At 68.6% G+C, this 23,341-nt stretch carries 26 protein-coding genes and 3 pseudogenes; 18 read left to right on the top strand and 11 right to left on the bottom strand.

Annotated elements, in window-relative coordinates; all coding sequences use genetic code 11:
* Window positions 1–237: 237 nt before the first annotated feature.
* Window positions 238–375 (top strand): annotated as a pseudogene (locus tag ACIPW5_RS06985) (IS5/IS1182 family transposase); the annotation flags it as partial.
* Window positions 376–465: 90 nt separating this feature from the next.
* On the opposite strand, the pseudogene ACIPW5_RS06980 reads toward ACIPW5_RS06985, so the two are convergent.
* A pseudogene (locus ACIPW5_RS06980) lies at window positions 466–1,044 on the bottom strand (recombinase family protein); the annotation flags it as partial.
* 199 nt (window positions 1,045–1,243) lie between these two features.
* On the opposite strand from ACIPW5_RS06980, the gene ACIPW5_RS06975 reads away from it, so the two are divergent.
* Both ACIPW5_RS06975 and ACIPW5_RS06970 read left to right on the top strand, forming a co-directional pair.
* Entirely contained in the window at window positions 1,244–2,446 is a 1,203-nt protein-coding gene (locus ACIPW5_RS06975; RefSeq protein WP_401241377.1) for a hypothetical protein, read from the top strand.
* A 290-nt stretch (window positions 2,447–2,736) separates the two neighbouring features.
* Window positions 2,737–2,913 (top strand): annotated as a pseudogene (locus ACIPW5_RS06970) (Tn3 family transposase); the annotation flags it as partial.
* Here ACIPW5_RS06970 and ACIPW5_RS06965 read toward each other — a convergent pair.
* Window positions 2,848–3,003, bottom strand: a complete 156-nt coding sequence (locus tag ACIPW5_RS06965) for a hypothetical protein (protein ID WP_401241375.1) — start codon at window positions 3,001–3,003, stop codon at window positions 2,848–2,850. The pseudogene ACIPW5_RS06970 and the gene ACIPW5_RS06965 sit on opposite strands and share 66 nt — an antisense overlap.
* On the opposite strand from ACIPW5_RS06965, the gene ACIPW5_RS06960 reads away from it, so the two are divergent.
* The 3 genes from ACIPW5_RS06960 (at window position 2,990) to ACIPW5_RS06950 (ending at window position 4,252) form a co-directional block, all read left to right on the top strand.
* Window positions 2,990–3,190 carry a Tn3 family transposase gene (locus ACIPW5_RS06960; protein ID WP_401241372.1) on the top strand — a complete coding sequence of 67 codons (201 nt, stop codon included), beginning with the start codon at window positions 2,990–2,992 and terminating at the stop codon, window positions 3,188–3,190. The two genes, ACIPW5_RS06965 and ACIPW5_RS06960, sit on opposite strands and share 14 nt — an antisense overlap.
* 140 nt (window positions 3,191–3,330) lie before the next feature.
* Window positions 3,331–3,777 carry a helicase-related protein gene (locus ACIPW5_RS06955; RefSeq protein ID WP_401241444.1) on the top strand — a complete coding sequence of 149 codons (447 nt, stop codon included), beginning with the start codon at window positions 3,331–3,333 and terminating at the stop codon, window positions 3,775–3,777.
* Between the two features lie 22 nt (window positions 3,778–3,799).
* The gene (locus tag ACIPW5_RS06950; RefSeq protein WP_401241369.1) at window positions 3,800–4,252 is read left to right on the top strand and encodes a hypothetical protein; all 453 of its coding nucleotides are present in this window, start codon (window positions 3,800–3,802) and stop codon (window positions 4,250–4,252) included.
* Between the two features lie 91 nt (window positions 4,253–4,343).
* Here ACIPW5_RS06950 and ACIPW5_RS06945 read toward each other — a convergent pair whose 3' ends face one another.
* On the bottom strand, window positions 4,344–4,610 hold the full coding sequence (locus ACIPW5_RS06945; RefSeq protein ID WP_401241366.1) for a hypothetical protein: 267 nt from the start codon (window positions 4,608–4,610) through the stop codon (window positions 4,344–4,346).
* A 23-nt stretch (window positions 4,611–4,633) separates the two neighbouring features.
* Complete coding sequence (locus ACIPW5_RS06940; protein ID WP_401241443.1) at window positions 4,634–5,674, bottom strand: transposase; 1,041 nt, start codon at window positions 5,672–5,674, stop codon at window positions 4,634–4,636.
* A gap of 273 nt (window positions 5,675–5,947) precedes the next feature.
* On the opposite strand from ACIPW5_RS06940, the gene ACIPW5_RS06935 reads away from it, so the two are divergent.
* Complete coding sequence (locus ACIPW5_RS06935) at window positions 5,948–6,625, top strand: hypothetical protein (protein ID WP_401241364.1); 678 nt, start codon at window positions 5,948–5,950, stop codon at window positions 6,623–6,625.
* Window positions 6,626–6,708: 83 nt separating this feature from the next.
* Entirely contained in the window at window positions 6,709–7,233 is a 525-nt protein-coding gene (locus ACIPW5_RS06930; protein WP_401241363.1) for an SMI1/KNR4 family protein, read from the top strand.
* 256 nt (window positions 7,234–7,489) lie between these two features.
* Here ACIPW5_RS06930 and ACIPW5_RS06925 read toward each other — a convergent pair whose 3' ends face one another.
* Together ACIPW5_RS06925 and ACIPW5_RS06920 are read right to left on the bottom strand one after the other, a co-directional pair.
* Window positions 7,490–7,669, bottom strand: a complete 180-nt coding sequence (locus ACIPW5_RS06925; RefSeq protein ID WP_401241361.1) for a hypothetical protein — start codon at window positions 7,667–7,669, stop codon at window positions 7,490–7,492.
* A 115-nt stretch (window positions 7,670–7,784) separates the two neighbouring features.
* Window positions 7,785–8,372 (bottom strand): hypothetical protein, encoded by a 588-nt coding sequence (locus tag ACIPW5_RS06920; RefSeq protein ID WP_401241358.1) that lies wholly within the window; start codon window positions 8,370–8,372, stop codon window positions 7,785–7,787.
* A 255-nt stretch (window positions 8,373–8,627) separates the two neighbouring features.
* Between ACIPW5_RS06920 and ACIPW5_RS06915 the strand changes: the two genes are divergently transcribed.
* A complete protein-coding gene (locus ACIPW5_RS06915) occupies window positions 8,628–8,921 on the top strand; it encodes a hypothetical protein (protein ID WP_401241356.1) in 294 nt (97 codons plus the stop codon).
* Window positions 8,922–9,750: 829 nt separating this feature from the next.
* Window positions 9,751–10,209 (top strand): DUF885 family protein, encoded by a 459-nt coding sequence (locus ACIPW5_RS06910; RefSeq protein ID WP_401241440.1) that lies wholly within the window; start codon window positions 9,751–9,753, stop codon window positions 10,207–10,209.
* On the opposite strand, the gene ACIPW5_RS06905 is transcribed toward ACIPW5_RS06910, so the two are convergent.
* Window positions 10,193–11,410, bottom strand: a complete 1,218-nt coding sequence (locus tag ACIPW5_RS06905) for an MFS transporter (protein ID WP_401241353.1) — start codon at window positions 11,408–11,410, stop codon at window positions 10,193–10,195. The two genes, ACIPW5_RS06910 and ACIPW5_RS06905, sit on opposite strands and share 17 nt — an antisense overlap.
* A 655-nt stretch (window positions 11,411–12,065) precedes the next feature.
* On the opposite strand from ACIPW5_RS06905, the gene ACIPW5_RS06900 reads away from it, so the two are divergent.
* From ACIPW5_RS06900 to ACIPW5_RS06885, 4 genes are all read left to right on the top strand, one after another.
* Window positions 12,066–12,866, top strand: coding sequence for a hypothetical protein (locus tag ACIPW5_RS06900; RefSeq protein WP_401241351.1), 801 nt, complete (start codon window positions 12,066–12,068; stop codon window positions 12,864–12,866).
* Between the two features lie 91 nt (window positions 12,867–12,957).
* On the top strand, window positions 12,958–13,107 hold the full coding sequence (locus ACIPW5_RS06895) for a hypothetical protein (protein WP_401241349.1): 150 nt from the start codon (window positions 12,958–12,960) through the stop codon (window positions 13,105–13,107).
* 470 nt (window positions 13,108–13,577) lie between these two features.
* The gene (locus ACIPW5_RS06890) at window positions 13,578–14,165 is read left to right on the top strand and encodes a hypothetical protein (RefSeq protein ID WP_401241347.1); all 588 of its coding nucleotides are present in this window, start codon (window positions 13,578–13,580) and stop codon (window positions 14,163–14,165) included.
* 2 nt (window positions 14,166–14,167) lie between these two features.
* Window positions 14,168–16,360 (top strand): zeta toxin family protein, encoded by a 2,193-nt coding sequence (locus tag ACIPW5_RS06885; RefSeq protein ID WP_401241345.1) that lies wholly within the window; start codon window positions 14,168–14,170, stop codon window positions 16,358–16,360.
* 198 nt (window positions 16,361–16,558) lie between these two features.
* Here ACIPW5_RS06885 and ACIPW5_RS06880 read toward each other — a convergent pair whose 3' ends face one another.
* A complete protein-coding gene (locus tag ACIPW5_RS06880) occupies window positions 16,559–17,101 on the bottom strand; it encodes a hypothetical protein (protein WP_401241344.1) in 543 nt (180 codons plus the stop codon).
* Window positions 17,102–17,413: 312 nt separating this feature from the next.
* Here ACIPW5_RS06880 and ACIPW5_RS06875 point away from each other — a divergent pair, with 312 nt between their 5' ends.
* From ACIPW5_RS06875 to ACIPW5_RS06860, 4 genes are all read left to right on the top strand, one after another.
* Window positions 17,414–17,644 (top strand): hypothetical protein, encoded by a 231-nt coding sequence (locus tag ACIPW5_RS06875; RefSeq protein ID WP_401241341.1) that lies wholly within the window; start codon window positions 17,414–17,416, stop codon window positions 17,642–17,644.
* A 443-nt stretch (window positions 17,645–18,087) separates the two neighbouring features.
* On the top strand, window positions 18,088–18,870 hold the full coding sequence (locus tag ACIPW5_RS06870; RefSeq protein ID WP_401241339.1) for a hypothetical protein: 783 nt from the start codon (window positions 18,088–18,090) through the stop codon (window positions 18,868–18,870).
* Between the two features lie 388 nt (window positions 18,871–19,258).
* Window positions 19,259–20,143: a barstar family protein gene (locus ACIPW5_RS06865; RefSeq protein WP_401241336.1), complete on the top strand. Its 885-nt coding sequence runs from the start codon at window positions 19,259–19,261 to the stop codon at window positions 20,141–20,143.
* A gap of 63 nt (window positions 20,144–20,206) precedes the next feature.
* Window positions 20,207–20,788 carry a hypothetical protein gene (locus tag ACIPW5_RS06860; protein WP_401241334.1) on the top strand — a complete coding sequence of 194 codons (582 nt, stop codon included), beginning with the start codon at window positions 20,207–20,209 and terminating at the stop codon, window positions 20,786–20,788.
* Between the two features lie 276 nt (window positions 20,789–21,064).
* Here the strand turns inward: ACIPW5_RS06860 and ACIPW5_RS06855 are convergent, their stop codons facing one another.
* The 3 genes from ACIPW5_RS06855 to ACIPW5_RS06845 form a co-directional block, all read right to left on the bottom strand.
* Window positions 21,065–21,679 carry an SMI1/KNR4 family protein gene (locus ACIPW5_RS06855; protein WP_401241331.1) on the bottom strand — a complete coding sequence of 205 codons (615 nt, stop codon included), beginning with the start codon at window positions 21,677–21,679 and terminating at the stop codon, window positions 21,065–21,067.
* 60 nt (window positions 21,680–21,739) lie between these two features.
* A complete protein-coding gene (locus ACIPW5_RS06850) occupies window positions 21,740–22,261 on the bottom strand; it encodes a hypothetical protein (protein WP_401241326.1) in 522 nt (173 codons plus the stop codon).
* Between the two features lie 715 nt (window positions 22,262–22,976).
* Window positions 22,977–23,285 (bottom strand): peptide deformylase, encoded by a 309-nt coding sequence (locus ACIPW5_RS06845; protein WP_401241323.1) that lies wholly within the window; start codon window positions 23,283–23,285, stop codon window positions 22,977–22,979.
* Window positions 23,286–23,341 lie beyond the last annotated feature (56 nt).

Here is a 23,341-nt window from a genome sequence, read left to right as displayed (position 1 = left end):
GTGTCGTCATTCGTTTGACGACAGGCAGGCGGGGCGTCCAATGAACCCAGAAGGTGGAAGAACTCGCCAAAATCCTCCTCGACGAGCACTAGGAGCCGCGCGCAGCTCGGTCCCGCGTCACTCAACGTGAGACCGGGTTCTCGACAACAGTGAATACGTGACACCTCGACATGCGGGCCCACCAGTCCCAAGGCCGGCCCCCTAAAGGGTGTTGCAGAAGGCTCGGTGTTGGGCATTTTGCCTGTATGGGGGGGGTTGTTGCGGGCTGAGCCGGTGTGGGTGGAGACGTTCACGGGCTTGCGGATGGAGCGGTTCGCGAAGCTGGTGAAAGTGGTCCGGGAGCGGGGCGGGAACGGGCCCGGTGGCGGCCGGCCGTAGTGCCGGGTGTGAGTAGTTGCGGTACAGAAAGTGCCGCTGAGATTGATCTTGCTGACGCTGGGTTACTTCGCGGAGGCTTCGAGCTGCCGGTACGGCGCCGGCGCGCAGTTCCCGCAGGTCCGGGATGTGGTTGTAGAGGGTGCCGGGTGAGACCCCCAGGAGCTTGGCGATCGAAGTGATCGAGCGACCGGGGTCGGGGAGCAGGTCGCGGGCGGCAGCCAGGCCCTCGTTGGTGCCGATGACGATGAGCTCGCGGACGAACTCCGCAAGCGCGGCGAAGACGTGGAAGACGAGCCGGCCACCGGGGGTGGTGGTGTCGAGGTCCTCGTGCAGCAAGGTGAAGCCGATCCGGCGCTCGCGCAGCTCGGCGACCATGTTGATGAGGTCCTGGAGGCTGCGGCCGTAGCGGTCGAGTGAGGGCACGACGAGCGTGTCGCCAGCGTCGAGGAAGGCGTGGCACGCCTTCAGTTCGGGGCGGAGCGCGTTCTTGCCGGATTTCTTGTCCGCGAAGATCTTCCGGCACCCGGCGGCGGTGAGCGCGTCGATCGGCCGCTCCAGCTTCTGCCCACCGGTTGACACCCGGGCGTACCCGTTTTTGATCTCGGTGCGGACGAGCGGTTCGGCGACGAGGAGTTCCGGCCCGGCGGCCGGTTCGAGGGCGGCCATGACCCCGGATCATGTCAGAGAACGGTGGACTGGGATTGTTGAATGACCCAGGTTTTTGAAGGGGTTTTTGAAGGACCTGCGGGGTCCGGGAGGCCCTGTCGGGCGATCTTCAGAGAGCAAAGGATTTTGACGTATGCCCTCACGTGCGACGGCTCCGATGTGCGGGGCGTGTCGGTGGTGAGGGCTAAGGTGCGCTGTCGTGGACGCTGATGATCTTGGCTACCGGGCCCGAACGCTGACGGGCTGCATTCCTCCGCCGCTGGTGGCGCGGCTTCTCGAACTCGGTCATGAGCGAGAAGTGGAGTTGCAGGCCGACCGCGGAGAGTGGTTCTGCGCGCTGGAGTGGGCCCGGCTGCTCGGACATCGAGGCCGGCGCGAGCAGGCGTTGGAGGTGCTCGCTCCGTACGTCGCCACGAACTGGTGGCCGGCGGCCCAAGCCCGGGCGGAGCTGCTGGAAGGCTGGGGCCGGGCGGAGGAGGCGATCGCACTGTCCCGCCCGTACGCGGAGGCCGGTGACCGGCTGGCGCTGGTCTTCTTCGCGCGCCTGCTGGCCCGCCATGGCCGCGGCGGCGAGGCGTTCATGATGCTGCGCGCCGGGATCCAGGACTGGTTCCTCGCCGACTGCCTGGTCGACGTCGCCGAGATGGCGGGCATGGACAAGGAAGCGGCGGCCCTGTTGGAGGTCCGGGTGGAAGCGGCGGTTCCTGCCTGTGACGACCCGGACTGCGACAACCTCCGGATGGAACCGTCCAACGCAGTCGGCCTGCTCGCCGTGATCAGGGAACGCCAGGGCCGGATCGAGGAGGCGATCGCCTTGCTGCGCACCCGCAAGGTCACCTCCGTCAATGGCCGTGACCAGCTGGCCGACCTGCTGGCCGGACACGACCGGATCACGGAACTGCGTGCGTACGCAGCGTCCGAGTACCACGGGCACGCCGTGCAGCGCCTTGCCGAAGTGCTGGAAGAACGCGGTGACGTGGAAGACGCGATCGCCGCCTATCGCACGTTCGGTGCCACGCAGTCCGGCATGTGGCATGTGGCTGTACCGCTGTCCGAGCTCTTGGTCCGGCACGGACAGGGCGACGAGGCGATCGAGATGCTGCACGCGCTCACCGAACACGACGCGGAGGACTGGATCGTCCACACTCTGTGCACCCTGTATGCCGACCAAGGCCGGTCCCGAGAGGGCCTGGACCACCTCGATGCCATCAAGGCGCGAAGCGACGGCAAGGAGTACTGGGACCTGTTCCAAATGCGGCTTCCGCTCATGGCCGACTGCGGCCTGCTCGACGAAGCGATCGAGCAGACGCGGACCCGGCAATCAACAGCTCTCTTCGTGCGGAGCGCCTTATCGACCTCGGCCGCATCCAAGACGCTGTACGACTCCTCCAGCAGCCGATAAGCAAACCGACCACACCCGCCTGGGAAGGCGCCTACCCCACCGAACCACCGTTCTGACAGCTCGGGGTGGTATGCGCCACGTCGCCACCGTACGTCGCGGGCCGGTTCAGTCGTTGCCCTTCTGGCGCGCAGGGCAAGCTGGACCAGCTCGATGCCGAAGCAGCCCGCCGATCCACCGCTGTCGACCTCGGGATGCCGGCCTTCGGTCAGATCGCCGTACGCACGGAGGAAGTGAGCGCACCCTCTGAGGATGGCTGATCGGGCCGCGATCGGTAGTTCAGAGAAGGCACCATCGACCTGATCGACATCCTCAAGGAGGCCGGGTTCGCCACCGGCTTCACCGGCGAGTTCACCTCGGTCGCCGCCAGGGAGGCGGTCCCGACGGCGGTGCTGCGTCGCTGGCTACTGCTGGTGCTGTTCGCGCTCGGGACGAACATGGGCATCAAGCGCGTCGCGGTCACCGGCAAGCACGGCGACAGCGAGGCCGTCCTGCGCCGCGTACGGCACCTGTTCGTCAACCGGACCAACAATGCGCGCGGCGCTGGTGCGGCTGGTCAACGCCACCTTCGCCGCCCGCGATCAGGCGTGGTGGGGCGAGGGCACCGACTGCGCGAGCGACTCCAAGAAGTTCGGCTCCTGGAGCTCGAACTTCATGACCGAGTGGCACCAGCGGTACCGCGGGCCCGGCGTGATGATCTACTGGCACGTCGAGAAGGGCCGTTCGGCGCCCGCTGTTACACGCTGACGCTGTCGGAGGCGATCGACCGGGGGATCTGCGCGCCGTACCAGGTGGTGTGCGTGGACATCACCGACAGCCGGCTCCAGGCCGCGCAGCTGCACGCCGCCGACCCCGAGCTGTACCCGCACACAGTCTGGGCGGACTGACTGTGCGGCAAGCACAAGCCGGGCCACCGCCGGCGGGTCCTCGGGGAGTTCGCCGACGGCATCGCCGCGGACGGCGCGGTCGTGGAGAAGGGCGTCCTGGGCTCGGTGAAGGTCCTCGGGCAGGGCGTCGACACCAAGAACTGCGACTCCGTCTACTGGGCCGACGTACGCGGCTCGATGCCCGCCCTTGTCCAGGCCGTCGGCCGCGCGCTGCGGATGCAGCCCGGCGAGGGCAAAGTCGCGTCCCTCGTGGTGCCGGTGCTGCCCGAGGTCGACGCCTTGGCAGTCGGCCCGCCCCTTGCCTCCGGGCTTGCCCTCGAAGTCGACCATCGCGATTCCGGTCGTGCACGCGATCGCCCCGACGTTCCCGGGACGGCTTCTTTGAGATCTTGCCGGTGGAGCGGAACCGAAGATCGTCGAGCCACGTCATTGAACATGTTCAAGTGACTTTGACCAGGAGGTTCCTTCTATGTCCGGACGACGCCAGCGCATCGCGATATGGCTCGCGGCCACCGTCGCAGCAGCCGGACTGGGGGGCGGCGGCTGGTACGTGACCCAGGTGGTGTCAGCCTTCACCGGCAGCCTGAAGGTGTCCTGCGACGAGGCTGCCCATTTCCTGCGGGCCGCCCGACTGCCCGACGGGACGCACGACCGACACTGCACCACGGGCCAGTGGCTGAGCATTTCGTACGAGTTGGACTTCCGCGCGCCCCGGGACGCCATCGAAGCGTGGCTGCAGGCCTCCTATCCGGGCCTTCAGCTCCGAGATTGCGCAAACGCCGACGTCTGCGCGGACGTGCAGCCGCGCCCCGTACCGTACACAGACAAGGACGGCCACCGGCTCACTGACTCGGTGTGGGTCGAACTCGACTACGAGGACGGAGGCATCGCGCACGCGCGGATGTCCGGAGCCACCATCTGACAGCATCCGGCGCACGTGACACCTGGGCCGGGACCGGGGGCCTTGAAGTCCGCCGCCGTACAGGCCTCCTACGGGCCGGCCGGCGCCCGGGTCAAGCGCAGGCCTGGGGCAGGTAGATCATCACGCCGCCGACCGTGGGCACGCACCGCGTGCCCACCAGGAAGTGCTCGACGACGCCGAGCCCGTCGTCCGGCCCGTACAGCATGATGCGGGAGAGGTGGTTGCGCCCGTACAGCACGGTGCCGGGTTCGGCCCGCGTGCCGGTGAGGCAGAGGACGGGGTCGGCGGTGAAGTGCCCGCCTGCCTCTTTCCCGACCGTCACCGCGGCCGCGTTCAGCTCCGCCTCCGCCGTCTCCACCAGGGTGTGGCACGGCGGCAGACTCAGGCGACGACGATGGGCAGGAAGGTGACCTCGGCGCGGGGCGCGGGGCCCGGGGTGCCGTTGCCTCGGATGGTGAATGACCACTGGCCGTCGCTGTCGGTGAGGTCGGTGGCGTCGTGGTTGGGGTGGGCCTTGATCGCGGTGACCGCCCCGGCGATGAGGGGGGCGGTGTTGTTGCTGCGGAAGAACACGACCAGGGCGGCGCGTCGGGTGCCGTTGTCGATGTACCGCAGAAGCTGGTCCATCGCGGGTTCCATCGCGGCGGAGCCGCGCCACAGGTTGCACTCGACGATGAGGACGTTCCGATCGCCGATGCGCAGGAGGATGTCGTTCTTGCCGTCGCCGTTCAGCGTCTCGCTGGTGGCCTTGCCTTCGAAGTAGCCGTTCAGGGCGACGAGCAGCACGTCGCGGAGGCGGTATTCGTCCATGCCGCGGGTGAGCCGGTGCTGCCGGGTCATGGCGTTGCGGGCGCCGCGCAGGATGCGGAGTGCTTCGCGGTGGGCTGCGTCTCCTTCCCGTGCGTCCTCGGGGCGGTGCTCGCCTTGGCGGCGGATGTCAAGCTTGGGGGTGATGGTGAACCCGTCGCGGGCAAAGGCGTCGGCGATGCCGGCGAGCTTCTTGTGCCAGTATGGGGTCCGGTTCGTCGGGGCGGTGTTCGCGGAGGATCGCCGCGAACATGAGGCACGTTTGTCTGCTGCCCGTCTTCCGCCGGGGTCGACCGGCGACGGGCCGGTGTCGGCTCCCCCTTCTTCGCGCGGATGTGGGAGCCGTCCACGCATGCCCTGGACCAGTCGAGGCGGCCGGCCGCGTTCAGCTCGGCGCGAAGGGTTCGGTTCCGCTGGTCGAAGACCCCCCGCTCGCTGCCAGCGCTCCAGTCTGCGCCAGCAGGTCTGTCCGGAGTCGAACCCCAGCTCGGGCGGCAGGGGTTGCCAGGCGATGTCGTTGCAGAGCACGTACAGGATGCTCTGCAGACACAGCAGGTCAGCCACTGGCCGCGGCCCTGGTGACCTCGTCGGCCGGGGCGGCGGCAGCGGCTCGATACGTGCTCACAAGTCGTCGTCCACGCCCACGGCCGAGTACTCACACCATCCCGAACGGCTGAATCGTCACACCGGTCACGCCCGACCAGGACATCTCCTCAAGATCCTGTTATGAGCTCGTAGGGCGGACAGACAGCGACCCTATCCATTTGTCATGGGCGACTCAGACGCTCAGGTGATGGCCGATTCGCTGACTCTCAGGCAGCTCTGATGCCTAGCCTGAGCCAAGGCCCGCATTGGGCTGAGACGAACTGAACCAGGGAGGGCCACGGAATGTCGCTGGAGATGCTCCCCGACCGAGCCGGGCGGGAAGTCGACTTTGAACGCATGCTGGACGAGCTCCTTCCGATCTTCTGCCCTGACTGGGAGTTGCCGCCGATCATGGAAGGCGAGCCCCAGTACCACTGCAACGAGGTGAAGCGATACCAGCTCGGCGAGGCCGCGGCCCAGGATCCCGCGGCGACACGGCAGCACGCCAGTCTCCTCACGCATGCCGCCGTGCACGATCAGTGCCGAAGCGGCATACGACAGCTCATCCAGCCCCTGGTCACAGCTTGCGGCTATCGCCAGATCCAGGCCGCGATCATCGACTACATGCGAACCGGTTCCGACGCCGAAAAGGTCGGCGCCGGCATGGCCTGGTACTTCGCTCGCCCAGGTCTCCAGTACGCCTCTATGGCGGACTTGCGGCGAGGAATGCCCACAGAGGAGAGCAAAGCGGCGCTGGAGGCACTGGCCGATCTCCGCGACGACTACCGATCGGCGTGCCTGTCCGCATTCCTGGCCTGCGAAGACCCAGAGACGCTCCAGGACCTCTCGCTGGAACTCAGCCTCGACCCGGCGGACTATCCCGCCGACCTCCGCACCAGTCACGAGAAGGCCAGGCTCATCATCCTGGCAGACCCCGAAAGGTATCGCCGACTGTTGGAACGCTGCACGCACATGTCATGAACGGCTCAAACGTAGGTACTCACCTCGACTCTGAAGCACCTATGGATCGTCAAGTCGGGCAGCGAGGTCCATAGGATGCGCTCATGGCTCGGTTTGATGAGGTTAAGGCGACGTTCTGGGGCGAGGGCCCGTACGGGGTTCAGCCACCGCTGACCGACGCGGTCGTTCAGGATGCCGAGCGCCGGCTTGGTGTCCGTCTGCCGGCCTCCTTGCTGGAGATCTTGCGGGTCCAGAACGGGGGTCCGGTGGCGGAGGCGTGGAACGCGTTCCCGACCGATGTGCCGACGTCGTGGAGCGAGAACCACGTTCCGCTCGACGACATGATGGGCATCGGCCGTCACAACGGCCAGCTGTCGTTGCTGGACTCGGGTTACCTGGTTGCGGAATGGAGTCTTCCTGCACCTCTCGTTCTGCTCTCCGGTGATGGCCACTGCTGGATCACCCTCGACTACCGGACATGCGGAGAGCAGGGGGAGCCGTCCGTGACGTGGTTCGACGTGGAAACCGACACGGAGCTCCCGCTGGCAACCGACTTCCAGACGTTCGTCGAACGGCTGGCCGCGGCAGCGTCGCTCGAAGACTCGGACGGCAGCCAGTCAGCATACTGATCCAACTCCGCCCGAGCCCACCGTGATCAGGATGCCTGTACTCCTGAGGTGCCTGTAGACCTCGCGGGCGACGAACCTCTTGAGGCACCCCATGATGTCCTTGGTGGACATGCCCTCGGTGGTGCGTCTGGCGACGTAGGCCGTTTCTTAGCGATCACCTCGCGGTCCAGATGTGGATGGCCGCGAGGTGCAGGGCCGCTCGGTAGACCGTTGCCGTCTTGTCATAGCGGGTGGCCAGGCGCGCCGCTGCTTGAGTCTATTCGGCCGCCCGGTCGAAGGCCTGCGGCAGACGCTCCACCAGCTCCTTCAACGCCTGCACCGTCGCGGACACCTGCGGCGCCGAAAGCGTCTGCGCGTCGTCCAGGAACACGTGGTTCACCCGCTCGACCGCGTCGCTGGCATCGCACACCAGCCGCGCCGGATCCGTCTGCCCCATCACCGCTCCTCACCGTCGAAACCCCCGCACCACCAGCCTTCTGCCCACCGGCGTCCCCCGAACACCCAACCCCGGCCGCCGCAGCGCCGGGTACACAAGGTGGTTGCGGGGTTGTTCAGGTACGAGCAGGGGCACGCAGGCGGGCGCGCTCCGCGCAGTGGATCCCGCCCTCAATGTGGTTCTCGACCGCCCGGCCCTCGGCCGGGCCGTGGTCCGGGCACCAGGAAACTGCCGTGACCCCCGCCGCAGGCATGGAGCACACACCCGCAGCCGGCGCCCGCGGCCGCGGGCAGGAGCGCGTGATGGGCCACACCCCCGTTCCGGGCGGCCGTTCCCCGCAGGCCGGCAGGCCAGCCAGTGTCACCCGCAGGCAGCCCGCCCCCGAACGGAACCGCTCGACCACCCGCACCCGGTCCAAAACCGCCAACGGCACGGTCAGCCGGCCCAGCGCCGCCCCGAACTCCCCCGCCGTCAAGGTGACCAGGGCGCCAGCGTCCTCGTCGGTGGACCAGCCGGACAGCACGTCCTCCCCCGCCGCGTCCTCGGCCAGGACGAGGTGCGGGCCGTCAAGGCGGAACCGGGCCGTGCGCCGCCCCGGGCCCACCACGGTCAGCGTCGCGGCTGGCATGCCGATGGGGACGCCGATCTTGTCGTGGGCCAGCAGCCACGCCACCACGGCCGCCCGGTCAAACTGCGGATGCACCTCCGTACCGCCGGACGGGGCGGGGCAGTAGGCGGTAGCGGCGGCGCCAGCTCCGCACCGCAGCCCGGCCCACCCGAACCATGCGAGCCACTTCCGCCAGCAGGACCCAGTCCCGGCCCGGAACTACCGAGGCCAGACCGGCGAGCGGGGAGCGGGGAGCGGGCGCCGGCCGGGGCGGCGTACACCGCCCGCCAGTCCACCCAGGGCCGCACCACCGGAAGCCGCGCAACCTCCTCAGCCGAGTACAACGGCACCGTGGTGACGCCGCCCTGCTTCACAGAAGGCCCCGGCACTATCATCGAAGCCTTCTCTCACAGCACGATCTGCCAGGAACCCCAAGGGAAATCCACGGGAGTCATCATGAACGTCGAACCAGAAGAGCCCATGCGCGAGTACATCGGATTCATCCGAATCACTGGCCAGCCGGACATCCCATTGCGCCTGATGGCTTCATCATCAGGCGCAGCCCGAAAAGCAGTCATCGAGCAGTACGGAACCGGTCACATTATCTCGGTCTGGAATGAAGAGGACGCCAGTCAGCCCAGGTAGAGCCACCACCCGGTCCAGACCGGCAAACGGGGCTGCGGGCGCCCGCAGGAGCCGCATACACCGCCCGCCCACCAACGGCCGCACCACAGGGAGCAGCGCCACCTCCTCGGCGGAGTAAAGCGGTTCGACCGTGACGCCGCCCTGGCGCTTGTAGTCGACCTCCACCGAACCGACAGGCATCACGAACCCCGAGGCGCACGACGGCGTTGAAATCGACACAGCGGACGCCGAGGTGGCGGGCGGCCTGCTCCGGGCCGAGCGGCACGTGCCGGTCCAGCAGCACCGGCAGGTCCCGCCGGCGCGCGAGGGCGGCCACCTGATCCGGGTGGACGTCGGGAAACGCCGGGTCCCCGCCGAGGTAGACCAGCAGCCCGGCGCAGACGAGGTGACCGACCGCCGAGGCGGTCACCCACGGCCGGCAAGACAACGGCTCCCCCAGCGCCTCCGCCAGCCGGCCCATCGCCACCCCCGCGCCCATCGGGCCCCGCAGCGCCGCCCGGACCGCCTCCGGGTCGGAAACCTCCACCACCCCCCGCGACCAACGCCCCGGCCCGGCGTCCGCTGGCGGGACCAGGCCCGTACCGGCCGCCCACCGCCACGCCGCCACCGGCACCCGCAGGCGCCCCGCGGCCTGCCCCTCGTCGTAGAGCTCACGTACCGAACGCCCCATCCGAACCACACTCCAAACACACGACGGCGCGGCCCGACAGCCGGGGTGTGCCGGAAACATGACGAAAGATCCCATTTCATGTAGATAGTCCTTATTTCGGGGCGAGTTGGGAGTGCACCGCACAAGCCGCCTACGCGTATGTGAGGACAGGAGTCACCCCTGCGGGGGACTGCGGACCGATGCCGGGCAGACGACGGCGGGGGCCGCCAAGGCCGGCCCCTGCCGTCCCCCGGACGTCACGTTCCAGGGGGTGGGGAGCGCCTGCGCAGCGCGCGGGTGGGCGTCGACATCGCCTTGGCGGTGGGCGGCGTGGCCGTGCCCGAGGCGGCGGAACTGCTGGTTCGCGAGGTCCCGCTGGACGCCGCGACCGCGCACCACGAGGCCGCGTTCTTCGCCCTGACCTCTGGTCAGATCCTGCCCTGCCAGGCCGGCAAGACGCAGGTGCTGGCGCTGCCGGCGGATGCGCGCCGCCTGTTCGGGGAGCGCTTCGAGCTGCGGCGCTTTCACCACCACCTGTGGCGCAACGGCAATGTCCCGCTGCCGCTGCTGCGCTGGGAGTACCTCGGTGACCGGGAGGAGGTGGACCGCGCGGACGCCCTTGTCACGGCGTCGGCCTGAGTACCCGCACCAGCAGCGCCGTGCAGAGCAGGGAGGCCGCCGCCGCCACGGCGATGCCCGCCGACGGCCGGGCCAGCTCGGCGACGGCTCCGGTCAGGCCGACGGCGATGCCCTGGCAGGACATCAGGCCGGAGGCCGCCAGCCCGAAAGCCTGACCGCGTGACGCGACGGGGACGACGTCGACGAACGATTCCTGGAGGCACAGACCGTAGCCGAAGCCGATACTGGCCAGCGCCGCCAGCCCGGCGGCCGCGGCGATGCCCGGCTGGGCGGCGAAGAGCAGGTACGGGGCGCCGAGCAGCACGGACAGCGGCAGTGCCCAGCGGCTGCGCCGGCGTCGGGTGGCGAAGCGGCCGACGAGGGTGTCGCCGATCAGCATGCCCAGCGCCGCGGCGGTGAGCAGCGCGCCCACAGCCCGGGGGCTGCCTATCTCGTCCGCGTACGAGATCATGGTCGCTTCCGCGCCGACGATCCAGCACGCGGGCAGGCACAGCGCCAGCAGCAGGCGGCGCACCCGGACGTCCGCCCACAGCGCCCGGTTGACCGCCCAGGTCGTGGAGAGGGCCCGTGCCGGGGTGATGGCGGATCCGCCCGCCCCTCGCGGAGGGCGGATCCGCAGGCCCAGGCGGAGCACCGCGGCGGACAGCAGGGCGCCGCCGCAGACCACCCAGAGTGTGCCGACCGGCCCGAGCAGTGCGAGCAGGGCGCCGCCCACGGCGAAGCCGCCGATCTGCGCGGCGCCGACCGTGACGTTCATCAGGGACTGGGCCAGCACGAACCGGCGCTCGCCCATGAGTTCCGGGAGCAGGGCTGTCTTCATGGCGGCGGGCACGGGGTCGAACAGGCCGTACAGCATGCTCAGGGCCAGGACTCCGGGCACCGGCAGCACGTCGAGGGCCAGCACGGCCGCTCCGGCTGCTCGGGCCGCGTCCCAGGCGGCCATGGTCAGCCGGGGCAGGAGCCGGTCTGCCAGGGAGAGCAGGGCGGCGCTGCCGAACACTTGCGGCAGCAGTCCCGCCACGTAGGCGATGCCGGCCAGCAGGGGGGAGCCGCTGCGGCTGTAGACGAGCGCGGACAGGGCAAGGGCCTTCATGACCTCGCCCAGGTTGAGCAGCGCGTGGGCCACCCACAGCACGCGGAAGTCCCGTACCCGAAACACCTCCCGATATCCCGGGGGCCGGGTGTCGTCGCTGACGATCATGGTCATTCTCCTGGGGCGGGGGGACGGTTCGGCGGCGGTTCTCCGACGGCCGGGAGACAGCAGGATCGCCACGCGCGGACGGCGCCCCCTAGGGTTTCGTCCACAGGCGAAAGGTCATGTCGTGACGCTGCGCAGCGAAGTGGGGGCCGGAGACCTCGGGGCCAGTCGTTTCGCGATATCCCCGATCACCCAGGTCGTGGCGGCCCTGCTGGTCCTGTCCGGCCCTGTGGGTTCCCCGGAGTGCGGACGAGTCCCAAGGGCCTCCGGTCGTCTGTCAGTCATCCATCCGCCGGACGCGGAGTGGGTGTCCGCTCCCGTACAGGGATTCGCCGGTCTTCTTCGTCGGCGGCGGGCGACGGGCGACGGTACGGATGCACCGTCGCCCGTCGCCCGTCAGTTGGTGTGGGCCCGCTTGAGCCTGTGCCAACCTGAAGCCGCAGGTCAAAGGGCTGGTGTGGCCGGCTCTCGGGGTACTCGTGCCGGTCGTGGGCGCGAGTCTGCGGAGAAGATCGTTCGTCAGTGGTCAACTCGATGGCGTTCGAGGCGCGCCTCGGCATCCGGACCAGGCACGCGGAATCGTGCCCGGGTCGCGAGTTCGGGCGGCGCAATGCCGGCCCTTCGTGGGAGGGCGGTTCACGCCTGGGATCATGGGCGCATGTCCGAAGAGTCGAACCTGATGTCAAGCCTGTGGCCGCTCGTGCCCTCCGGGGCCGCCGATTGGCTGCTGGAGCTGTGCGGCGATGGCATCACCGGGTTCATGCCTCCGGCGATGCCTGACGCCGTGTGGGTGCTCAACGCCATGTACGAGCACAGCCGGGGGCCGTCCGATGTGTCGTACCACGAGTACCACCAGGCGCGGCTGGCGGACGGGAGTGTCCAGCCGCACGTCGTTGGAGGCATCGACTTCGACGCCGTGGGCATCGCCACGGGGGGAGGACTGGGCCGTGCCCAGCACCCGGGCACTGGCTGGCGGCGGCTGCGCTGGGCCGAGCTGGCCCGGCGCAGCGGCGACCCGGTCGTGCCCGACGGGCTGATGCCCTCCTACCGCTGCTTTCCCACGACCAAGAAGGAGGGCAGCTGGCCACTGGGCATGGTCCCGCCGACCGAGGGGAGCCTGGACCGTGAGACCTGGAACCGGCTGATCGCCATCCTCACCCAGTTCAGCCCTACCGGCCCGGACACCCGCTGCCTGGCCTACTACAACCCGATGACACTCGGGGCCATCGACTTCGACAACCTCCACGTGCGTACGGGCCGGATCGGCGACGCCGAGATCCTGTACGACCAGTCCGAGGCCGACTTCAGCCCGTCCAACCTCTGGGCCGAGGACCGTTCGTGGGTCCTGTGCACCGACTACGACCTGTGGGCCACCAAGGTCGCCGGGCCCCCCGACCTCGTCAACGCATTGCTGAACGACAGTGAAATCGAGGCAGTTCGTCTGCCTTGGGCGCAGTGACGACGAGCTGATCGAAGCCTTCTGCACCATGGAGTGCGGGCCGGTTCCAGTTCCTGACCGCGGAGGCCCAATGGTCCCTACGATTCTGTGCATGCTGGATCCCGAACTGCTGGAACGGATCACCAGGCGCCGTGCGGAACTGGACGAAATCGAAGAACAGCTGGCCAACCGGCTGGCGGAAGTGCGGGGCGAGCGGGACGAACTCGCCGCAGAGGGCCCACGTCCTCGCCTCGGCCGGTAACCCCGTACCGGTCGACGACCCGCCCGTGATTCGCTTCGCCGTCATCACCGACCCGGACCGGCGGCACGCCTTCTACTGGGCGGCCCCCGCCGGCTCCTTCGACGAACTGCTCACCATCCGGAACCGCGACGAGGACGTGACCGCTGAGCCGTTTGAGTTCAGCGACCCGCTCCTTGTCGCCGAGACGCGAGCCTGGATCGCCGACAGCCAGCAGAGCAACGGCCGTCCCTCGACCGTGATGGTCGGCTCGGTCGAGGGACGGCCAGTGGGTCAACCGGAACCTCCCCGCTGTCCCGCGCCCACCCATCCCCATCTGATGACCCCACCGCCTGCGACCGTCCGCCCCTCGGCAAGGAGCCGGCCGGAGCTCGCGGTTTGTCCGGCCGGAACAGCTCACCGAAGTGGTCCGAGCGAACTGTCCCTGATCGCGCGCGTCTACCAGATGACGAACACCTACGAGAAGGAGCCACATGTCCACGCCCGGCAAGGGAATCTCCGTCACCCACGAGCTGGAAACGCACGGCTGGTCGAACGAGGAGACTGCCGCGTACGAGGCCGCGATCGAGGCGGTGAACGGGCTTGTCGGCGCGTACACCGCGGTGCTCGCCGCCGAAGAGGCCAAGTCTCAGCCGAACCGCGAGGCGATCGCTGCCGCTCGGGCCGCGCAGCAGCGCCTCGCCCGCGAACGTGAGGCGCTGCGCTCCACCGACCACCAGCAGATCGCCGAGGCCCGCGCCCGTTATACCGAGCTGGCTCGCGAGGTACGGGCCGGTCTTGATGCGGCGCAGCCCGTTCGAGGCAGCCACAGCCCAGCGGCCTTCGAAGACGCGCCGACCGCCACCGTGTACGACGTCTTCGCGGAAACGGCCTCCCGGCTCATCGGCCTGCTCATGGCCCGTGCACAGGCCGCCTCGGAGGGAGAGCAGTCGCAGCAGCGGCGAGACCAGGCCCTTGCGGTGCGCGCCGCCGCCCGGCGGGTCCCGGCCCACAACCGTGACGAACTGCTGAAGCAGATCGCGGAGTGGCAGAAGGACATCGCACGCCTGGAGAGTCAGTGAGCATGGCGCAGCCCAACGACTACTTCCTCGATGAGGACCAGCTGCGGACCCTCTTCGAGGAAGTGGTTCGGCCTTTCGTCCTCGATGGGTACAGCCCGCAGGCCCAGCCCGTGCTGTCGTTCTTCGGCGCGCAGCAGGGAGCGGGCAGGAGCCAGGCGATCGCTGCCCGACGCCAGGAGCCGGACGGGGGTGACCTGGTTGCGTTAAGCCCGGACGATCTACGTCCGCTGCACCCCCGATACGCGGAGGTGCTGGCCGCGTACCCACTGCTGATGAAGGACGCCACGGCGCAGGCCACCACGGCCTGGGTCGCCATGTGCCACGACCATGCGCGCCGGCACGGCTACGGGCTGCTCCTGGAGGGGACCTTCGAGGACCCGCAGGGGCTGCTGGACGTCGCCGCCGCTTATGCGGCAGACGGCTACGAGGTCGAGATGACCGCTCTCGCTGTCCGGCTGGAGCGCAGCAGCCTGGACACCCTCAACCGTCACCTGCCGGCGCACGACGCCGCCCCGGGTCGCTGGGTTTATCCCGACCGGGCCCAGAACGCCTATCGGATGATTCCTCTTGCTGTGACGGCCGCCGAGGCTGCTCCGCAGATCCACCGGATCAAGGTGACCAACCGTGCCGGTGAAGATCTCTACACCAACGTGCGCACCCCAGACGGCCCCTGGCAGCACGAGCCGGCGGGGGCAGCTGCAATAGAAGCCGAGCGGGCCCGCTCCCTGCCGCCCGCAGAGGCAGCCGAATGGCTGCGCCTGTGTCAGCGAGTGGCGCTGAACTTCACCGCCGCCGACCACCTCGACGACACCACCCTCGACGCGCTGAACCGCGTACTCGGCGACGCCCACCGCGTCGGGCCGATAGCAGGCTGGACGGACTCTGACCGGTCCCGGCACTCGGCGGTGGAGGAAGTCGTCGCCGCCATGGCCATCACGTCTCCGTGGGACCTCGCCACCAGCAGCAGCGTGCTGGCTGCCTTTCGGCAGCTGGAACAGACCTCCGACAGCGTGACCGTCGAGCCGTTGCGACGTATCGAGGACCGTGCAGCCGCCCGACTTCACCCGGCAGTGGACAGGCTGCCTGCCGCGGTCTCCCAGCCGGACCGTCCGGCCGCTACGGGTGCAGTGGACCCCGCCGAAGTCGAGCGGCAGCGGCTCCCCGAGGCAGAGAACCAGCGGATCTTCCGCGAGCGGATCGTCCCCGACCTTCTGGCCGGGCGCGAGCCGCAGGCGAACCCCGCGGTGGTCTTCGTCATCGGCCAGCCCGGTGCTGGCAAGAGCCGTGTCACCGAGGACGTCGCGCGTGCTCTGAACCGGCACGGCGGCTTCGTAGACGTCGACAGCGACCTCTACAAGCCCTATCACCCGGCCTACGAAGCCTTGATGGCACAGGACGACACCCTCATGGCCGCGTACACCCGGGCCGACGGACGCGCGTGGATGGCGCAGGCCGAGGAGTACGTCCGTACCCATCGTCTGCACGCGATCATCCAGGAGACCTCCCAGAACACGGCGGCGGTGGAGGACAAGATGCTCGCCTACCGGAACGCGGGCGCTCGGGTAGAGGCGCTGTTCATGCAGGTCTCGCAGGCGATGAGCAACCAGGGCATCGTCAACCGGTACTTCGAGCAGCTCGCCGACCGGGGCCAGGGACGCCTCACCGTACAGGCCAACGCCGACGAGTCCTACAGGGGCATCCTCGACCTGGCCGACAAGCTTGACGACAGCGCCGTGGTCCATCTGGCCAACATCTACCGCCGCGGCGAGAGTAAGCCCCGCTACAGCAACAGCAACAGCACACTGGGCTCTGGAGACTGGGCAGGGCCGCCGACCCTGCGGGACGCCCTCGAAGCCGAACGCAGCCGCCCCTGGACCGCCGCCGAGAGCGAGGCCTTCGTCGCCACCCAGATGCGGCTGCGCGAGCGCAGCCACGGTCTCGGTCCGGAATGGCCCAAGCGTCTGGCCATGATCGAACAGCAGGCCGCACCGCTGCTCACACCTGCCGCTGCGCGACAGCTCAGCCCGTCGAGGCCCTCCACGGCAGCGGGGCGTTCCCGCAGCACCACCGGCTGCCGCCGTTCCCCTGAGAGTCCGGGTGCAGCACCTGTCAGCCCGCCAAGTTCAGCTCCGCACCGTGGACCTGGGGGCCCTCCTCGCACCCACGGGCGCGGCAGGCAGATCCTCCACAGCTAGGCCCGCAGGCCCCGGCTTCCCCTCATCAATGGGAAGCCGGGGGCCCGCGCGGGTTGTCTGGCCAGACACAACATCTCTACTCGGCAGACTCAGGCACGGAGAAGTTCTGCATGCAGTCACCGCACATGGTCTTCCTCTTGGCCAGGGTCTTGGGTGAGACCCGGATGACCGCCGGCTGAGGGCACTGGCACGTGGCCTTCACGTAGTTCCGGTCTTCCTTCTCTCGGTCTTGCCGATGGTGGTCTTGCCCTTGCCTCCGCCTCCGATGCTGACGGGGATGTAGGCGGGGACGCGGGTGGCCTGGATGGCCTTGTCCAGGGCCGCGATCTGGTCGGCATACGCCTCCTTGGCCTCCTCTCCCGAGACCGGGAACGCGAAGCCGTACTTCTTCTTGTCCTTCTCGCCGACGGTCGTCGTGCAGACCATGCCGAGCTCCAGCGCCACGGCCTTGAAGTGCTTGTTGTGGTACTGGCTGACCGAGCAGTCGTCGATGCCGCGCACGACATTCACGCCGTGGGTGGCCTCGTGGACCAGGATCTCCATGGTCACCGCGGAGCCCTGCCGCAGCGATTCGGCGGTGACGAAGACTTCGTGGTGGGTCTCGTCGCCCTTGACCGCTTTCCAGCGGTTGCGGGAGAAGTGGGCGAGCTTCACCGCTGGCTCACGGCCGCCGGTGGCCATCGTGATGACGGCTTCGGGTACGTCGCTGTGCCGGGCGCGGATGGAGGTCCAGGCCTCCACCAGGGCGTTGGTGATGGCGACGCCGATCTCGGAGATCGTCGCGGCCCGCGCCGCGGGCGTGCCGGTGGCTCACCGCTCGCACGTCCTGGCGCAGCTGGTGGCCGGGGCGGACCGGTCGGGGGGTCGTGTCCGGGCCCCACACCGGTCCGGCCGGCGGGCCGCCCCGCCGGCGCGGGTGATCCCGCCCGTGCCCGCCTGCTGACGCTTGACGCGACCCCGTCACCCGGCGCCGCGCCACCCCTGAACTGAACGATCATGGTGAGGGGCCACTGGCGCCCCACCGTTGTGCCTCACCGAACAGGAGCACCCACTGTGAAGTCCCTGCGGACCTACCTCCACGACTACGCGGCCGCCGGCGTCGACCGTGAGGAGATGCTCGACCGGGTGGCGGCCTGGCCGCTGGAGGAGACCCTGCACGACCCGGTCCACACCCTCCCGACCCACCAGGACAACACTGCCGACGTGCTGGCCGCCGCCGTGGTGAACGGCCAGATCTCCGAAGAGGACTACACCGAGATCCTGCGTCGGCGACGGACCCGCTGAGCCCCAGGCCACGGAAGAGGGGAGCACATGAACGTACTGCGCGAGAACTACCGGGCCGTCTACCGCCACTTGCAGGACCGGTCGCCAGAAAAGACCTGGCAACGGGCCCGGCGGACACCCACGGCAGGCACTGCCACGACGGCATATGGTCGGTGGAGCGGCTGCGGCTGCACCGCACGATCATGGATGAGGCGAAGGACTCCTGCGAGGGACTTCCCCGCGGCGGCCGGGCGGTGCTGCTGACCTCGGGTCCGCCCGTCGCCGGCAAGGGGACCTCGCTCGGGCGCTCTCCCACAGAAAGCTGACATCCGACCAGCAGCAGTGGCTGCTCGCTCGCATCGTTCCGGCTCGAAGCGCCGCCCTGTACCGAGGGGCCCGGAGCGGCGGATAGCATCGCACACCGCTCCTTCACCGACGACAGCGGCACCCGTCTCGTCCTGGACGTGGCCCGGATCGGCGAGTCCGGCTGGGTGTTCACCTTGTTCTACCCGGGGGAACGGCCCTCCGCCGGTACCGTCGAAGAACACCGGTCCCTGTTCCGCGCGGCCATCGACCGGCTCGGCCTCACCACCGTCGAGATCACCCCCGCCGCCACCGCCGACGAGGTCCTGGTGCCGTCCCTGGAACCGTCCGGCGACGCCGAGTCCGCCTTCGGCGGCCACTGGGACCTGCCGTACGACGACCTTGACCGGGTGTGGCCTCATGTCGGACTCCGTGAAGACGCTCCGCGGGAGGTCAAGGAAGTCAAGCTGCGCGAGCTGATGCGGACCGCGGCCTGGTCCGCCGCTCCCACGGCTCTGCGGCTCCAGGCCGAGGGGTTTCTGCACGGCGGATATCCCCGCTGCCGGGGCCCCGACCCAAGGGAACGGCGGGCAGCAACGGCACCACGGATCGAGGAACCTCCCTGGTCGTTCCTGGTGGCCGGGGCGATCGCGAACCAGCCCGTGGGGTCCTCTACCACTTGTCCTTCCCGGATCAACACCTTCAACCGGGACCGCGTCGTCTCCGTCCTCCAGCCGTTCGCGGTATCCGAGATGTTCTCGCCGATCGCCGCAGCGATGTCCTGTGCCTTCATCGCCCGCCCGGCCCCTGCCAGCAGCACCAGCATTCGCTCACGGGCCACCGACAACTCCAGCGGCCCCGATGTGACCGACGGATCACGGGGATTGGTTACATCGCCGGGCGCCGCTCTGGGCACCGACCCATCCACGAGATCCCCGCCGTAACCTGGGCCCTGCTCCTGTGGCTGAGGTTCGGTGCTGTCATCGGCCTGGTCGGCATGGCCTGTCAGGGAGAGCAGGGTCTCCTGTGTGATCGCCAGGTGGGCCGGCCGTTCCTCCACCGTCGCGATCTTCTGGCGAAGTGAAGACAACTCCGCGCGCACGATGGCTTCTTCCGTGTCCAGACGCTCGAAGAGTGACGTCATCGCAGCCCTGCCTTCACCCAGCCGGCATCGGGGCCTCGCGGCACTGGAAGCCCCAGCCAAACGTAGGGCGAACCGCAACAAGATCGCAGAGGGTGACCGCAGATGCTCCCAAACGACCGCCCTCGCCCGCCTCGGGTCCGCACCCCTGCTCTGAAAGACCACTCCTACCCGCCCCGTAGGCTCACCCCATGCCGATTGAGAACAGCCCGCAGAACACCGTCAAGCACTGGCAGGACTGCACGGACGTGTACGACTTCCTCGAGCAGAACCGCCTCCGCCCCGGCATGTGGCTGCCAGACCACTCACTGCGCCACCTGGAAGCGCTCCTCACCGGCTACCGCGTCGCCCTGGGCGTGCACGCGATCGACGAGCCCTTCGATTTCTGGCCCGAAGAACGATTCACGCAATGGCTCCACGAGAGCCGCGGGACATCCAGTTCCCTCAGCTGGACTGCCGAGATCGAACGCACCACGCCAGCGGACTCAAACCCGGTCGAGGAGTTCTTCCGACTGCTGGACGAATACCGCCGCCACACCACCTCGAAGCCGACGTCGAGAACGTCGAAAGCCGGCTTCCCCGGCATCGAGTACATGAGCAACACGTTCGTCACCCTCTTCTGGCGCCAGCGTATCCTCAACCAGGCTGTGCAGCGCCTCGAAGACCGTGACTTCCGCGTTGTCCGGCTGGCAGCGGGCCAATGGACCACGGAGCAGGACATGCACCGCGCCATCGCTTCCGCCCTGCAGTTCCCCGACTACTACGGCCACAACCTCGACGCGCTCAACGACTGCCTCGGCGACGTCGCCTGCTATGGCGGTTACGACGACTCTGCGGAAGGCGCGGGGCTGGTCCTCGCCTTCACCGACTACGACCGATTCTCAGCTACCTGCCCCCGGGCGGCACAAGTCGTACTCGACATCATCGCCGACCGCGCCCGTCAGGCAGCCGTACTTCAGCGCCGGCTGATCTGCCTGGTCCACAGCAGCGACCCGGACATCCAATTCGACCCGGTCGGTGCCATGCCCGTCATGTGGAACAGCGATGAGTGGATGGACGCCAACCGCCGAGCCTGACGGGGCCTGGGGTCTCCACAAGCGGATCGCCAAGCTGTCAGAGCCGGAACGTAGATTCCCCACATGGGAATCTACGTATGCAGCGTCGATGCCGACGACTGGTCGGACGAGGACATTCTCCGGCCTACTGCCCAGGCGCTCGACGCCGAACTCTCCAAGCGCGGCCTCGCGTCCTACCCCCCGCCGGCAGCAGTGGAGTTCGTCCCACAGTCCGGAATGTCGTTCGAAGAGAAGATGTACCGGCCGATACAGACCTTCGAGGATCTTTGCCGCGCTCAGTCAGACGCACAGGACTTCTACGACGCACTGCTCGGATGGGACCTGCTGGTACCCGTCGGCTTCGAGGACTCACTGACCCTTTCCGTGTCAGCTCCCTACAGCGATAGCACGACCGTCCTCAGCGCCCATCGCACGCTCAGGGCAGCGAAGCGTCTCGCCGTCCAGATCGCTCTGCCGCCGCACGTTCCGCACCGTTGCGACAACCTCGACCTCGGCAACTGGTTCGACAGTTCGGCCACGACCGAGGCTGCCGTCAGCCACCCCGGCCCCTGGGCCGAGGACCTGGACGCCGCTTACTACACGGCGCTGTACCTGCGTGCTGCCGAACACTCGCTCCGGCGGCAATGTCCCATCAGCTACGTGTGATCAGCCACTTCAGGCAAGCTGCCCACGTGCCGGGAAACGATCTTCAGGGGCTATGGCTCCTTGCTGGTCAGACACACTCGTGAACAGCCCGTCCCATGGATGTGCCCTTCTTGTGCGCGTGCCGGATATGACCAGTACGGCACCCGTACGGGGCGGCGGCAAACGGATGGCCCCGTATGGTCTGCTGGTCTGCCTGTTCACCAGCGCGGGCCTGTGGGCGCAGTCTGGCGGTGCCCTTCCACCCCGCATCGGGACTCTAAATCGTTCGGTGTGGACTCACATACTGCGTTCTGGGCCGTAGACCTCGCGGGTCCGCTGGTCCGGTCCTGTGGGCAGATACTCCAGGAGGACGGGGCCGGGGTAGAGGGCTGCGCTGTCCCAGCCGGCCATCTCCTCACCGATCAGGTAGCGGTACAGCCACTCGGCGAAGTTCATGGGGTGGCCGACCCAGTCGCCCTCGGAACCCTGGACCACTATCCCGTCGGGGAACCCGTGGACCTCTGGGGCCAGGAAAATGGCCGCTCCCTGGTCCGTGTCGGCAAGCGGGATGAGGCCGTCGGGGGTGCCGAAGATGATCTGCGGGCGGTTGCAGATCACACGAGGATCAGCGCCGGGTTCCAGGTCGTCGTCCTCCCACGCCCGCCACTCGTTCCGGCCTTCCACATCCGACCGGATCGCCTCGCCCAGGTTCCGCCACGCACAAGCCGGGTGGGACGAGAGGCCGAGGTGCCCGTTGAGCTGGACGGGAGCGTACGCATCGACGATCGCCTTGTAGTCCGCAGGAAGTCTTCTGCCGATCTGCTGCTCCAGGCGGAGCCAGGCAGCAGGATCGGCGTAACGGTTCTCCGCCGGGCCGAGCATGTCGAATACGGCCTGCAAGTAGTCGGTCATAGCTGCCCAGGGTGCTCGTTGGCGAATGTCCAGGACAGCATCAACCACCTGGTGTGGCCTCTATCGGCCGGGGCCCTCGTTGTGAGGAGCCCCAGGTTCCAGGACACGCAACGCGGCCCGTGCCGTCTCTCCTGCCTCTTCCCGTGCCAGCGCCTCCAGCGCGTCGCGATCTGCCCACGCGCACACCTCGCGCAACTCCGGGGTGAGATCGAGTCCGATCTCCTTACCGACCCAATCAGCGATGACGAAGGCGTCTGCCACGACGGTCGGGTCGGTGGCAATGTCCGGCCCGAGCAGAGAGAGCCCGCCGTCATTGGCACCGCGGGCGAGCGCGAGCGCCACAAGCGTCCACCGCGCGGTACGGTCTGAGGGATCGCGCTTCAGCCGTTCCGCGGTGAAGACATCGAGCTTGTAGATCGTGGCGTGATCGTTCGCCCAGCCGTGCCAGAACACATCGTCTCGCGGAAGGGCTTCCAGGACCCGAAGTCCGGCATTCAGCGCCCGCACCATGCGTTCGGCGAACTCGGGATGACCGGTGTCGTATCCGGACCGCCGCAGCGCGTCGACCTCGTTCTGGCTCACCGAGACATCATCCGTGCCCGACGAGGCCGGTGTCTCCGGAAAAGAAGTCGGGCCCTTCCGCGCCGCGCCTGTCAGGGACACGGATCGGGATGAACCTGACCGCAAAACTACTCGTCCACCCAGCATTGATCCCGCAGACACTCCAAGGCAGACGTCACCCGATCAGGGTGGCTCTCAATCCCGCCGCCGATCATGGACCTCTGCCACTCTCTGGTCTCCCGCACAGACGGACCAACGCGGCTCCCGAAACCACCGCCGAAGCGGCTCTCATTCACCGGTCCGGCCGCCGACGAGCTTCCGGCCTATTCGGGCACCCCGGCTGACGTTCGCCGAGCTCCTGCTGCTGGGGGGCGATCGCACGGCACACGCGCGTCCGCGACATCGCGCACGCGGCCGGTATCCCCGGCGCCGACGTCCACGGCAACGTCATCGCGCTGACCCGGCGCTCACGCGCGGTCGATCCGGTCCATCTGGTGGGGCTCAGCCACGGCTGGCAACTGCTGCCGCTCCCACTGGCGGGCCCGCCCCGGCCCACCCGCCCAGGCGCCGGACAGAACAGGGTCGTCCGGAGCCATCCCGGCGAGCAACGTGGGGAGCTCCGCGTGACTGGTCCCGGGGGAAGCCTGAAGAACAGCGGCGAACGGGCGCCACAGCCTGCATCGCCGGCTGGATCGAGGTTCCTGCCTTGCCCAGGGGTGGCCGTCCCCGCTCAGGCCTACGAGTACGTCCAGTTCTCTCCGGTGCCGCGGTATTCGTCGACCGTGATGGGCTCGGTGTCCGGGTCCGGCAGAACGACAACGGTGGCGGCTCGTCCGATGTTGATCTGGGGTGCGGCAAGGCCCATGCCCTTCCCGAAGGTGTGCAGGGCTCGCACGCGGCCGATGCCTTCCATCAGCTGCTGGACGACGGTGCGGGCCTCTTCTGCGTCTGCGGGCAGCTCGAAGGGCTGGGCGGTGCTCGCGAGGAGGGGGTCGCCTTCCTGGACGATGCCGGCCTGGGTCATGAGGGTGCTGGGTGTGGGCACGGGCTCGCTCTCTTCGAGTGTGTCGGTCTTCAGGTTCCACTCGAGACGGAATCGCG

The sequence above is a fragment of the Streptomyces sp. NPDC090077 genome, from assembly GCF_044747545.1.
In the GTDB taxonomy this organism is placed as follows: domain Bacteria; phylum Actinomycetota; class Actinomycetes; order Streptomycetales; family Streptomycetaceae; genus Streptomyces.
The sequence above is the reverse complement of the archived record's forward strand: the minus strand, read 5'-3'. Positions and strand labels throughout refer to the sequence as shown.

What these genes read in the sequence shown, in the direction of transcription:
- ACIPW5_RS06950 (WP_401241369.1), top strand. Translation starts at nt 3,800, where the DNA reads ATGTCCGGACGACGCCAGCGCATCGCGATATGGCTCGCGGCCACCGTC.
- ACIPW5_RS06935 (WP_401241364.1), top strand. Translation starts at nt 5,948, where the DNA reads ATGTCGCTGGAGATGCTCCCCGACCGAGCCGGGCGGGAAGTCGACTTT.
- ACIPW5_RS06930 (WP_401241363.1), top strand. Translation starts at nt 6,709, where the DNA reads ATGGCTCGGTTTGATGAGGTTAAGGCGACGTTCTGGGGCGAGGGCCCG.
- ACIPW5_RS06925 (WP_401241361.1), bottom strand. Translation starts at nt 7,669, where the DNA reads ATGGGGCAGACGGATCCGGCGCGGCTGGTGTGCGATGCCAGCGACGCG.
- ACIPW5_RS06905 (WP_401241353.1), bottom strand. Translation starts at nt 11,410, where the DNA reads ATGATCGTCAGCGACGACACCCGGCCCCCGGGATATCGGGAGGTGTTT.
- ACIPW5_RS06900 (WP_401241351.1), top strand. Translation starts at nt 12,066, where the DNA reads ATGTCCGAAGAGTCGAACCTGATGTCAAGCCTGTGGCCGCTCGTGCCC.
- ACIPW5_RS06895 (WP_401241349.1), top strand. Translation starts at nt 12,958, where the DNA reads ATGCTGGATCCCGAACTGCTGGAACGGATCACCAGGCGCCGTGCGGAA.
- ACIPW5_RS06890 (WP_401241347.1), top strand. Translation starts at nt 13,578, where the DNA reads ATGTCCACGCCCGGCAAGGGAATCTCCGTCACCCACGAGCTGGAAACG.
- ACIPW5_RS06885 (WP_401241345.1), top strand. Translation starts at nt 14,168, where the DNA reads ATGGCGCAGCCCAACGACTACTTCCTCGATGAGGACCAGCTGCGGACC.
- ACIPW5_RS06865 (WP_401241336.1), top strand. Translation starts at nt 19,259, where the DNA reads ATGCCGATTGAGAACAGCCCGCAGAACACCGTCAAGCACTGGCAGGAC.
- ACIPW5_RS06860 (WP_401241334.1), top strand. Translation starts at nt 20,207, where the DNA reads ATGGGAATCTACGTATGCAGCGTCGATGCCGACGACTGGTCGGACGAG.
- ACIPW5_RS06855 (WP_401241331.1), bottom strand. Translation starts at nt 21,679, where the DNA reads ATGACCGACTACTTGCAGGCCGTATTCGACATGCTCGGCCCGGCGGAG.